The following is an 11,488-nucleotide window of genomic DNA, read 5'->3' as shown; positions in this document are numbered from 1 at the left end:
AATATTTTTTCCTGCGCCACTCTAGCTGCATTAGTGTTATTACATATAGCAGCGGTAATTAAACATGAGCTTAGTGGTAAGAAAGTGCTTAGGAGAATGTCTCTTTAGAGCAGACACCAAAATATTAAATTGAATACATAAGTCAAGGATATAACAGTATGTTAGATAGGGAAGAATGCATCCAATTACTTAGCGATGGAACTCTCACTTATAAAGATATATTTACGCTACAGTGTTCAGTCAATAAGTTGGTCATCCATGCCAACCAGCAGACTATCGCCTTAAGTGAGGGGCAAAAAAGATTGTTGGTTGCCTTGCTCAAAGGGATTAATTGCAAACGACAAATCATTAATTTGGTTTGGTATGAGAATCATCAACGAATCAGTGATAACAATTATCACCAACTTATATTCCAGTTCCGTGCATTGTTGCAGCGCTATAACATTTCTGGAGAACTGATCGTCACAGTTCCTCATTATGGCCTTAAATTGAATGAAGGATTACTGAGTGTAAACAATCTACAACCTGGCACAAAAGTGGATCAGTGCAAACAAAAAACAAGTGATACGGTCCCCAAACGCAATGTAAATCTGGCCATTACACGGATTTTCAATTTTGGCCGTTCATTATTTATATCTTCATGACTGGTCATAATTTGATTATCAAAAATTATTTACGCTCATTTGGCCTGACAACGTATTTCAATATTACGGTAAGAAACGTGGCTGTCGCTTTACTGCTGGTCATTTTGATTTTACTGCGCATTGAGCATTATCTCATGCCGCTTTGGTTATCTTACACCACTGACAACTCAGGGATATACGTACCGGAACCGCATAAAAATAGCGTTAAAGAGCGTGACACGGTTGAACTGAAAAGACTGAGCTTATTTTCACCAGAAGCAACTGATACACCAGCTAACCCTTATCGAGTGGGTTATTTAGCCTCTGATGACCCGTTATTGTTTCAAACTCCACGCAGTAGTCTATCGGCACGTTTGGTCGGTGTACTGAGCAGCAGTATGCATGAAAATAGCATTGCCATTATTGAACAAAACAAGGTTCAGAACTCATATAGCCAAGGTGAGAAACTGCCAGAGAACCATGCTGTGGTGATAAAAATATTTGACGATCGCGTCATCATTAATCACCAGGGATATTACGAGGCCCTGTTGTTAAATTAGGGTTAACTGATTGCATTAACGTTAACTGGCCTCAGAAACCGCCTCATTACTAGATTAAAGATGGAAAAATGATATTTAATCGCGATATAACATTAAAGCCTTATCAGAATGCCATCACATTAAGCCAGCGGATCTTATCCTTTGGCGCAGTGATGCTCTTTTTGATTTGTACGCTATACACACCACGGGTCAGTGCTGAAACTTTTTCCGTTAATTTCAAGAATACTGATATTAATGAGTTTATAAATACCGTCAGTAAAAATCTGAATAAAACCGCCATTATCGATCCGGCAGTAAAAGGTAATATCAGCGTGCGCAGCTATCAGGAGCTAGAGCCTGACCGTTACTATCCATTCTTTCTGAGCGTATTAGAAGTCTATGGTTTTACCGTGGTCAATATGCCCGGTGATGTGATCAAAGTTATTCCTGCAAAAAATACCAAAGGTTCTGCAATTCCTTTAATTGAAGGAGAGAATCCGGCAGAAGGCGATGAAGTCGTCATGCGGGTGGTCTCATTACATAACGTAGCAGCCAAAGAGTTGGCCCCCCTGCTGCGCCAATTGAACGATGCCGCCTTCGGTACCGTCGTTCACTATGACCCTTCAAATGTGTTGCTGTTAACTGGGCGAGCTGCCGTGGTCAATCAGCTGGTCGCCATTATTAAGAATGTGGATAAAGCTGGCGACCATACAGTTGAAACCATCAAATTACAGTACGCCTCAGCGACTGAGGTGGCACGTATTGCCGAATCACTGCATAAAAGCAGTGGGAAAAATGCCGGTGGCAGAATGTCCGCCACCATCGTGGCCGATGAACGTACCAATTCGGTATTGATCGGCGGCGAAGAACAAGTTCGCAAGCGCATGATTGATACCGTGCAAGAGCTGGATAAACAAGGTGATATCCACGGAAATACCAAAGTTATTTACTTGAAATTTGCCAAAGCAGAAAGTTTGTTAGACGTCCTAAGCGGTGTCAGTACCCCCCAGCTAGCAGGCAAAGGTCAGGCGACGCCCGCTGTTGCCATGATGAAAAACGTGGTCATTAAAGCCGATGCACAAACCAATTCTCTGATTATCAATGCCGCACCTGACTTGCTGCGCGATCTTGAACAAGTCATTACTCAATTGGATATTCGCCGCGCGCAAGTCTTGGTCGAAGCCATCATTGTGGAGGTTCAAGACAGTGACGCGCTGAACCTGGGAGTGCAGTGGTTTAATCGCAATGGTGGTGGCAGCAATTTCCCTGATACCGGTGCATCCGCCAGTTCCATCACCCCGAATGATGTAGGCAGTTCACTTAAAGGCGTCGCGGGTCTGGCAACCGGCTTTTACCGTGGTAACTGGAGCGGCCTGTTTACCGCGCTGCGCACCAATAGTCAGAACGATATTTTGGCAACACCCAGTATTGTGACACTCGACAATATGGAAGCGGAATTCAGTGTGGGACAAGAAGTGCCTATTTTGACCGGTTCTCAAACTACCACCGGGGATAATATCTTCCGAACGGTAGACCGTAAAAATGTCGGTATTAAGCTGAAAGTCAAACCACAAATCAATAAAGGCGACTCCGTGTTGCTTGAAATTGAACAGGAAGTTTCCAGCGTGGCAGAGAAGGCACCTGGAGGAACGGGTGATCTGGGGGCAACCTTCAACACCCGCATGGTCAAAAATGCGGTGATGGTTGGCAGCAATAATATTGTGGTGGTTGGTGGCTTGTTGGATAGCACCAGCCATGATGTCACCAGTAAAGTTCCCCTGCTGGGTGACATTCCGGGCATTGGTTTTCTGTTCCGTTCGACCTCGCAAAAAATGGTGAAACGAAACCTAATGCTGTTTATTCGCCCAACAATTCTTCGCGAACAAGACAGCTATATTGATGCCAGTAATCAAAGGCTCGATAAGTTTCAACAAGAGCAAAATACAGACCGAACCACCAACGGGCAACGTATTAATCAAAGTCTGAACAAAGCACTGTCTGGTGGCAATTCCCTGCGCGACCTACAAAATGACGTCAGCACCTTTTATACCAAGGGGTCATGATGAGCCAAACATCAGCATCGCTGCCACAGTTACCTTTTGCCTGGGTACAACAACACGGGGTGCTACATCAGCACCACCCTTTGTACGGTGAACAGCTTCTGTTTCGCCACGCTGCCAGCCCAGAAGCCTTGCTGGAAGCCAGACGTATGCAACCACTCGGCCAACTGCAATTTGTCAGTGATGACGTATTCGAGTCCTGCATGGTTGCGCATTACCAGCAAGATTCGGATCAAGCGCGTCAAATGATGGAAAGTCTGGGCAACGAAATCGATTTTTGCCAATTGGCTGATGCCCTACCGCAAAGTGATGACCTGTTGGACAGCGATGACGGTGCGCCTATTATTCGCCTGATCAACGCTATTCTGGGAGAGGCTATCAAGGAGGGAGCATCTGATATTCACGTCGAGCCTTTTGAAAGCCAATTAGCTATCCGTTTTCGTATTGATGGCGAATTGCGTCAAATTCTCTCGCCGCCACGTCAATTAGCGGCATTGCTGGTATCGCGCATCAAGGTGATGGCCAAACTGGATATTGCCGAGAAACGTTTGCCTCAGGATGGGCGTATTTCTCTGCGCATCGCTGGCCGGGCGATTGATATTCGTGTTTCTACCCTGCCGTCCAACCACGGCGAACGCGTGGTTATGCGTTTGTTGGATAAAAATAATATGCGGCTCGACCTGTCTCATTCAGGCATGACCACAGATAAACAGGCGCTGTTTGACCAAATTCTGAAGCAACCCCACGGCATTATTCTGGTGACTGGCCCCACAGGGTCAGGCAAAAGTACCACGCTGTATGCCGCACTTCAGCAAATCAATAGCCAGTCGCTCAACATTATGACGGTCGAAGATCCTATCGAGTACGATCTGGACAATATTGGGCAAACGCAGGTTAATGCCAAAGTGGATATGACGTTCGCCCGAGGTTTGCGAGCCATCCTGCGCCAAGATCCCGATGTGGTGATGATCGGCGAGATCCGCGATACCGAAACGGCACAAATTGCAGTGCAAGCGTCGCTAACCGGGCATCTGGTACTCTCAACCCTGCATACTAACAGTGCCAGCGGTGCGGTCGGGCGTTTGCGCGATATGGGTGTAGAACCGTTCTTGCTCGGCAGTTCCCTCATCGGCGTTCTGGCACAACGCTTGGTACGAACGCTGTGCCAACACTGTAAGAAAAGTGAGTCAGTCAGCGCCGATTTCCTACACGGTTTCGGTTTTACCCCACCGAATAACGAGACACACCACCTTTATCACCCCGTTGGCTGCGAACATTGCAACTTCACCGGTTATCGCGGCCGTACCGGTATACACGAACTGATGCAAGTTACAGATTCATTGCGTGAGGCCATTTCTCAAGGATGCAGTGAAGTCGAATTAAGAAAAAAAACTTTATCAGCAAACCCAGACCATTCGCCATGACGGTATTGAGAAAGTGTTGGCGGGAGTCACCAGCCTTGAAGAAGTTTTACGTGTAACAAGAGCGAGTGAACCATGATCCAGTACCGTTATATTGCCGTTACGGATCAGGGAAAAAAATGTCGCGGCACACTGAGCGCAGAATCGCCCCGTGCAGCACGGGCGCAATTACTTGGGCAACAATTGACACCGGTCAGCCTGACGCCAGAAAGTCATTCATCACGTGGGTTTTCACTCTCTCTGGGGCGCTCTCAGGACAATATTCGTGGCAATGATCTGGTGTTATTGACTCGCCAGCTATCGACGTTAGTTGCCGCCGCATTACCGCTGGAAGAGGCGTTGCTGGCACTGGCGCAACAGAGTGAAAAGCCGCGCCATCGTGCATTACTAGAGCAAGTGCGCAATAAAATATTGGAAGGTCTGCCGCTGGCCGACGCGCTCGCCAGCTTCCCTAAAACATTCAGCTCACTGTTTCGCACTATGGTCGCCGCCGGTGAAGCTTCCGGCCACCTGGATAAAGTGCTGCTGCGGCTGGCTGATAATGCCGAACAGAGCCAAAAGCTAAAGAGCAAAATGCTACAGGCACTGATCTACCCGCTGGTATTGACGGTCGTAGCGATTAGCGTAGTGGCAATTCTACTCACAGCGGTGGTGCCCAAAGTGATAGAGCAATTTATCCATATGCAACAGGCCCTGCCACTTTCCACCCGCTTGCTTATTTCTCTCAGCGAGATGTTACGCGACTTTGGCCTGTGGGCGTTGTTGGCATTTCTGCTGACCGCATTAGGTGTCCGGCAATGGCTAAAACCCGCTAACAACCTGATGTGGTGGCATAAAAAAAATGCTGCATCTTCCGTCGATTGGCCGGGTCGTACTGGATCTCAATCTCGCCCGTTATGCCCGCACCTTGAGCATTCTCAACGCCAGTGCGGTACCGCTATTGGAAGCCATGCATATTAGCGCCTCTGTGCTGGTAAATAACTACGCACGCCAACAATTGATTGAAGCTAGCGAACGAGTACGCGAGGGAAGTCGCCTGGCCTCGGCGCTGGAAAATACCGGCTTATTGTCGCCAATGATGCGCCACATGATTACCTCGGGAGAAAACAGCGGCGAGCTGGACAGTATGCTTGATCGAGCCGCCGACATTCAGGAAAGCGCCTTCGTCAGCCGTATGACTATCGCACTGGCACTGTTTGAGCCGTTACTGGTAGTCAGCATGGCCACCGTGGTGCTGTTTATTATTCTCGCCATTCTACAACCCATTTTGCAACTCAACAGCATGATGGGATAACCCCTATTTATCGATTCAAGGAATACTGATTCATGAAAATTCAACCTGCCGTGTCAACATGCAAACACCCTCAAGCGGGTTTTACCTTACTGGAAATCATGGTGGTCATTGTCATTCTTGGCGTACTCGCCAGCCTAACAATTCCCAGCCTGATGGGTAACAAAGACCGGGCCGATAGCCAAAAAGCGGTCAGTGATTTGGTTACGCTGGAAAACGCGTTGGATATGTACAAGTTAGATAACAGCCGCTACCCCACCACCGCTCAGGGTCTGAATGCTCTAATTGTAAAGCCGACGCTGGCGCCTGTGCCGAGAAACTATCGGGTTGAAGGTTATATCCGCCGTCTGCCAGCAGATCCGTGGGGCAGCCCATATCAACTAACCAGCCCCGGCGAGCACGGCGTAGTAGATATTTATTCCGTCGGCCCCGACGGGCTGCCACAGACTGATGATGACATTAATAACTGGGATATCGGCGCTGACGGTAAGGAGAGCCATTGATGCGGTCGATTAAGACTAAACGTGGATTTACGTTACTGGAAATCATGCTGGTACTGGTGTTATTGGGTGGTATGGCCAAGTTAGTCCTGGCTACTCTGCCCTCATCCAGTGAGATAAATCAGGAAAGCGAGCAACTCGCTGTAGCGCTGCAATGGGCGGCACAGCAAGCTGAACAGGATGGCAAGGTATACGGTCTTTCTATTTCCCATGATAAATGGCAGTTGATGACACTCAATAACCAACCCCATAGCAAAGGGGAAAGTTATCTGTGGCCACATCATTACTGGCACCCACTCGACGATGGGAAATTAAAACAGCAGCACCCGTTGCCTGGCGGTCTGACACTCGAACTGACGCTACAAGACCAACCGATCCCACTAAGCACAATACTGGATGACGGCTTGATTAATGAGCCAAAAATTATCTTTTCCCTGGTGGGGAGCGTTCACTCTTCGAGCTAACGTTAAGCGAGCAGGATGGTCAAACCCGACGCATCACTGAGCAAGGTGTACTGCCAGATACCGAGACATCACGCTCCACGACACTTTCATATAACGAACCGCAAGGGACTTAACTCACATGAATTGCCGTGGCATGACGTTATTGGAAGTGTTAGTCGCCTTGGCGGTGCTGGCATTGGCGGGTTTAGCTGTTATCAAAAGTACCGGTGAACAAGTCAGAAATCTCAGTCATCTTGAAAAGAAACAATTTGCCGCCTGGGTCGCTGAAAACCAATTGGTCAGACTGCGGCTGCAAAATATCTGGCCGGCGGAGCGTTGGCATGAGGGCAACAGCACTATGGCTGACATCACCTGGCACTGGCGCTGGCGCGGTGTTGCCACATCGGATGCTCAGGTGCGCGCGCTGGAAATTGAGGTCAGCCAAGATGATCGCTATAGCGCATCGCTGGCCGAGCTACGTAGCTATCAGGTTAAATTATGAGTCAGTCTAAACAACAGGGTTTCACCCTATTAGAAATGATGCTCGCCCTTGCCTTGTTTTCTATCCTGAGTATGGCGGGCTACCAGTTATTGCAAGCGGTGTTGCGTAATAGCGAACTGACCCGGCAACACGCGACCAGGTTGGCTGACATTCAACGCGCCTTTACACTGCTGGAACGTGATATTTCACAAGCTCGGATTCGACCAATGGCCGCATCGTCATTATCCGTATCCAATGACTTTCATCTGTCACACGTTGGAAAAAACCATAGCCTAACGCTGGTGCATGATAACTGGCGGAATCCTGCCGCCTTTCTGCCGCGTTCCAGTCTGGAAAAAGTGACCTGGCGCGTTCAACAGGGAAAGCTTGAGCGATTGAGCCATCACCAGCCGGATAGTCATCAAGCTCAGGCTAAATTGAGTGTCACACTGAACAATATTCACGCTTTCAGGCTGCGTTTTTGGTCGCAAGGCCGCTGGCAGGATAGCTGGAATAGTGGCCGAATATTGCCTGAAGGCATTGAAGTCACACTGGAAACCGGTGATTTCGGCAGCTTACAACGGGTTATTTTCCTTACGGTGAACCATGAAAAATAATCACCAGCGCGGCATGGCTCTGCTGGTGGTGCTAATGATCACCTCAGTCATGGCAATTACCGCCGTCAATATGAATGACTACTGGCTACGGGCGTTTAATCGGGCCACCAGCGCACAATTTTATCAGCAAAGTAAATGGCTCCTGCTCAGTATGGAATCTCTGGTTCAGCACCAGCAATTATCACCTTTGCCAACAGATAAAATTCACCTGGGCCAGCCTTGGGCGCGCACCGCTCAGCAAATCTCGTTAGACGGAAATCAAGTTAATTTCAGCCTGCGGGATAGCCAGGCTTGTTTTAATCTCAATGGCATCGGCCGAGGCGGTATAACGGCTAAAAAAGCAGAGACAGAAAAAGAAAAAGAAAAAGAAAAAGAAAAAGAAACGGAAGAACCCTTGGCACCTTATTCCCAACAGGTTTTTCAACATCTGTTGCTGAGCCAAGGTTTACATGCGGCTGAGGCACAAAAAATCACTTTTTCGCTGGCTGACTGGGTAGATCAAGACGATATATCCCGTAGCCAAGAAAGCGAGGCTGCGTTGTATCAGCAGCATCGCCCAAAACTCATTCCCGCTAACCGCCCGATGCTCAATATCAGCGAGTTCAGAGTGCTGAGTGGCGTTGATCAAGCACTGTATCAGCGCTTAAAACCGCTAATTTGCACCCTGCCCAATCAGAATTTACGCATCAATATTAATACCTTATCCCCAGCTCAGGCACCGCTGTTGGCGGCACTTTTTCTTGGCGAGATGTCCGTGGAGGAGGCATACAAGTTGATTGACAGCCGCCCAGTTACCGGTTGGAACAGCATCAACGATATCAAACCCTTTATTGCTGGCAACAATACTGCGTTTGCCAAGGCACAAACCGTCATCACGCTGACCAGCAACCACTTTGAGTTGCTGCTATGGCTAGATGAAGATAAGCAAAGCAACAGAATGCGCAGCCTATTCCAACGTGATGGAAAGGTTATTAAGGTTATTTCCCGTCAATACGGTCTTAGTGATTGAAATGAACTCTATGTTATTAAAGAAAAATAAAACAGTAACCGATGAACTACTTATCTCTCTCGCCGCGCAAGCAGGAGAGCCTGTTCACTGGTATCACCAGCCTTGCCAGGGAAATGCACAGGAAGGGGCGCTAGCGGATGAAACCGCATTGCATGAACTGTTGCCTTTGGCGACGACCAGCCAGATAACGCTATTGATTCCAGCTAAAAACGTGTTGTTCAATACCATCACATTTAATGGTAAATATCGCCGTCAACACCTATCAGCACTGGCCTGGCAACTGGAGTCATTCTGCCCAGGTGATGTCGAACAATTGCATCTGACGGTACTGCAACGTCACGGAACGCAGTTCTCTGTCGCGGCAATCGATAAAAACCTGTTGCAACAATGGTTGGGCTGGTTACGTAGCGCGGGATTGACTGCATCAAGGGCGTTACCTGATGTGCTGGCCCTACCGATACCAACCGCGGGCTGGACTGCCGCTCGCTTTAAAGACAGTTGGTTGATGCGTCAATCGCCTGAACGAGGATTCAGTGCTGATGATGAAGAACTGGGTTTTATTCTCGGTCGTTATCTCACGCTACCGGCTATTTTAAGCTACAGCCCGCGCCCGGACAGCGAATCAACGTGGCTGCAAAAAACCGTTCAACCTATCTGGCCTCTTTTGGCTCAAGGTGTGCAGAAAAATACCATCAATCTGTTGCATGGTGATTTCACCCCGCCCCGCACCACCAAACCGCGAGGAAATAAATTACTGGCCGTTTTAGCGGCATGTTACCTGCTGACCTTTGCCGTTGAACCCGGTTTAAGTGGTTATCGCGCACAGCAACAAGCCGAACAAATACAACAGAAAACGCATCAGTTATATCTAAATAACTTCCCTGGAGCCGCCGCCCCCAAACAGTGGGTTCAGGGTATCAATCAGCAAATTGATCAGTTAGAGAAAAGCATTACCCCGCCCGGCCTGCTGGAGCAACTGAGGATAGCCATGCCGGTATTACAATCATTGAGCGGGGTGAAAACGCAAGCAATGGAATGGCAAGATGAAACGCTAGTATTAACATTTAATCTCGCTGAACAAGAACTATTGCCACGAATCCAGCGTCAATATTCTAGCAAAATCAGTATTACTACCCATGCAATGGATAGGCAGCACACTCTGCTTACCGTCAAAGGAGCTAACAATGATGACAAGGATTAAGCAACGCTGGCAGAACTACAGTAAACGCGAGCAATTGATTTTTACGTTCGGCGGTTTGGCATTGCTAGGGCTGATAGTCAGCCAAGGCATTGTTGCCCCACTCAATAATTATCAGCAACAAAGCGAAAAAACTTTACTCCGCGCCCAACGTGATTTCGCAGCCCTGTTGCAGCAACAGCCTAGAATCAACAGCTTGCAAGCGCAACAGCCACCTCAATTCGCGCTGTCAGCAGGTCAGGCAGCACATGAGGGCGCACATCAGAAAGATATGACTATAACGTTGCTGGAAGCAAATATGAACCGAGTGGTGGTAGCCCCTTTTACGCTCCCCTTCCCCAAGTTATTGAACTGGTTGGAACATCTGGAGAAACAATATGGCTTACAGGCCAGTGAGCTAAAGTTGGCGGCTGATGCGAACAATCTCAATCAGGTGCATATTTCCACGCTGGTACTGCAACGTGCCGGGGTGACAACATTATGATGAATACACTGTCTATCGCGCAAACAATAGCACCGCTTTGGTGGGGAAGTTTGGCTTTACTTGGTCTGTGTGTAGGAAGTTTTCTCAATGTCGTCATCTATCGGTTACCGCGAATATTAACCGGTGGAAACTCGCAAGAGTTCAACCTCTGCCTACCTCACTCCCATTGCCCTGAGTGCCAAACCCCACTGAAATGGCGAGATAATATTCCGCTGTTCAGTTGGGTTTGGTTACAAGGGCAATGCCGTTACTGCCAAACATCAATCTCGATACGCTACCCACTGGTAGAAGTGATTACCATGTTGGTGACAATATTCATTGCCGCTATTATCCCATTGGGAAGCCCGTTACTGGCGGCGTTGCTCCTCAGTTGGGTGTTAATAGCACTCACGATGATCGATATCGATCATCTGCTATTACCAGATAGCCTGACGTTGCCGTTGCTATGGGCAGGATTGCTTTTCCATCTGTTTGACGACACTTTACCGCTAAGTGATGCCGTCATTGGCGCGGCGAGCGGATATTTGATTCTATGGTGTCTTTACTGGGTATTCTGGTGGGCAACCCGCCGAGAAACCCTCGGTTATGGGGATTTTAAATTATTGGCCGCATTGGGAGCATGGTTAGGATGGATGGCACTGCCTTCTTTACTACTGACCGCTTCGCTAACGGGGATCACCTTCGCATTTGCTGCCCGTTTGTTTAGAGGCCGGTCACTGAATACAGCACTCCCTTTCGGGCCATTTCTCGCATTCAGTGGCTGGCTTTTATTCCTACAACACTATCATTAAGAGCTAAGAGTGAGCCTCCTCGAGGCTCATT

General features: G+C 48.3%; 11 protein-coding genes and 2 pseudogenes. All 13 read left to right on the top strand.

The window, feature by feature from the left end; all coding sequences use genetic code 11:
• Nucleotides 1-158: 158 nt before the first annotated feature.
• Nucleotides 159-644 carry a winged helix-turn-helix domain-containing protein gene (locus YALDO0001_RS18370; protein ID WP_004705455.1) on the top strand — a complete coding sequence of 162 codons (486 nt, stop codon included), beginning with the start codon at nt 159-161 and terminating at the stop codon, nt 642-644.
• A gap of 77 nt (nt 645-721) precedes the next feature.
• Nucleotides 722-1,183, top strand: coding sequence for a type II secretion system protein N (locus YALDO0001_RS18365; RefSeq protein ID WP_231583231.1), 462 nt, complete (start codon nt 722-724; stop codon nt 1,181-1,183).
• A 68-nt stretch (nt 1,184-1,251) separates the two neighbouring features.
• Nucleotides 1,252-3,225, top strand: a complete 1,974-nt coding sequence (gene gspD / locus YALDO0001_RS18360) for a type II secretion system secretin GspD (protein WP_004705453.1) — start codon at nt 1,252-1,254, stop codon at nt 3,223-3,225.
• Nucleotides 3,225-4,722, top strand: a pseudogene (gene gspE, locus YALDO0001_RS18355) (type II secretion system ATPase GspE). Before gspD ends, gspE begins: the two are co-directional and overlap by 1 nt.
• Nucleotides 4,719-5,937 (top strand): annotated as a pseudogene (gene gspF, locus YALDO0001_RS18350) (type II secretion system inner membrane protein GspF). Before gspE ends, gspF begins: the two co-directional pseudogenes overlap by 4 nt.
• A 32-nt stretch (nt 5,938-5,969) precedes the next feature.
• On the top strand, nt 5,970-6,437 hold the full coding sequence (gspG, locus tag YALDO0001_RS18345) for a type II secretion system major pseudopilin GspG (protein ID WP_004705449.1): 468 nt from the start codon (nt 5,970-5,972) through the stop codon (nt 6,435-6,437).
• Nucleotides 6,437-6,898, top strand: coding sequence for a type II secretion system minor pseudopilin GspH (gene gspH, locus YALDO0001_RS18340; protein ID WP_252830405.1), 462 nt, complete (start codon nt 6,437-6,439; stop codon nt 6,896-6,898). Before gspG ends, gspH begins: the two co-directional genes overlap by 1 nt.
• 118 nt (nt 6,899-7,016) lie before the next feature.
• Nucleotides 7,017-7,379, top strand: coding sequence for a type II secretion system minor pseudopilin GspI (gspI, locus tag YALDO0001_RS18335; RefSeq protein WP_004705448.1), 363 nt, complete (start codon nt 7,017-7,019; stop codon nt 7,377-7,379).
• The gene (gspJ, locus tag YALDO0001_RS18330; RefSeq protein WP_042840518.1) at nt 7,376-7,975 is read left to right on the top strand and encodes a type II secretion system minor pseudopilin GspJ; all 600 of its coding nucleotides are present in this window, start codon (nt 7,376-7,378) and stop codon (nt 7,973-7,975) included. Before gspI ends, gspJ begins: the two co-directional genes overlap by 4 nt.
• Nucleotides 7,965-8,984, top strand: a complete 1,020-nt coding sequence (gene gspK / locus YALDO0001_RS18325) for a type II secretion system minor pseudopilin GspK (protein WP_042840516.1) — start codon at nt 7,965-7,967, stop codon at nt 8,982-8,984. Before gspJ ends, gspK begins: the two co-directional genes overlap by 11 nt.
• Nucleotides 8,985-8,994: 10 nt before the next feature.
• Nucleotides 8,995-10,185 carry a type II secretion system protein GspL gene (gene gspL, locus YALDO0001_RS18320; RefSeq protein WP_004705443.1) on the top strand — a complete coding sequence of 397 codons (1,191 nt, stop codon included), beginning with the start codon at nt 8,995-8,997 and terminating at the stop codon, nt 10,183-10,185.
• On the top strand, nt 10,169-10,666 hold the full coding sequence (locus YALDO0001_RS18315; protein WP_231585800.1) for a type II secretion system protein M: 498 nt from the start codon (nt 10,169-10,171) through the stop codon (nt 10,664-10,666). The genes gspL and YALDO0001_RS18315 overlap by 17 nt, the downstream gene beginning before the upstream one ends.
• Complete coding sequence (locus YALDO0001_RS18310; protein WP_004705441.1) at nt 10,666-11,457, top strand: prepilin peptidase; 792 nt, start codon at nt 10,666-10,668, stop codon at nt 11,455-11,457. The genes YALDO0001_RS18315 and YALDO0001_RS18310 overlap by 1 nt, the downstream gene beginning before the upstream one ends.
• Nucleotides 11,458-11,488 lie beyond the last annotated feature (31 nt).

The organism is Yersinia aldovae ATCC 35236, from assembly GCF_000173735.1.
Lineage (GTDB): Bacteria > Pseudomonadota > Gammaproteobacteria > Enterobacterales > Enterobacteriaceae > Yersinia > Yersinia aldovae.
This window is presented reverse-complemented; position numbering and strand designations above follow the sequence as displayed.

What these genes read in the sequence shown, in the direction of transcription:
- gspK (WP_042840516.1), top strand. Translation starts at nt 7,965, where the DNA reads ATGAAAAATAATCACCAGCGCGGCATGGCTCTGCTGGTGGTGCTAATG.
- gspJ (WP_042840518.1), top strand. Translation starts at nt 7,376, where the DNA reads ATGAGTCAGTCTAAACAACAGGGTTTCACCCTATTAGAAATGATGCTC.
- YALDO0001_RS18315 (WP_231585800.1), top strand. Translation starts at nt 10,169, where the DNA reads ATGATGACAAGGATTAAGCAACGCTGGCAGAACTACAGTAAACGCGAG.
- gspL (WP_004705443.1), top strand. Translation starts at nt 8,995, where the DNA reads ATGTTATTAAAGAAAAATAAAACAGTAACCGATGAACTACTTATCTCT.
- YALDO0001_RS18310 (WP_004705441.1), top strand. Translation starts at nt 10,666, where the DNA reads ATGAATACACTGTCTATCGCGCAAACAATAGCACCGCTTTGGTGGGGA.
- YALDO0001_RS18370 (WP_004705455.1), top strand. Translation starts at nt 159, where the DNA reads ATGTTAGATAGGGAAGAATGCATCCAATTACTTAGCGATGGAACTCTC.
- gspG (WP_004705449.1), top strand. Translation starts at nt 5,970, where the DNA reads ATGAAAATTCAACCTGCCGTGTCAACATGCAAACACCCTCAAGCGGGT.
- gspI (WP_004705448.1), top strand. Translation starts at nt 7,017, where the DNA reads ATGAATTGCCGTGGCATGACGTTATTGGAAGTGTTAGTCGCCTTGGCG.
- gspH (WP_252830405.1), top strand. Translation starts at nt 6,437, where the DNA reads ATGCGGTCGATTAAGACTAAACGTGGATTTACGTTACTGGAAATCATG.
- gspD (WP_004705453.1), top strand. Translation starts at nt 1,252, where the DNA reads ATGATATTTAATCGCGATATAACATTAAAGCCTTATCAGAATGCCATC.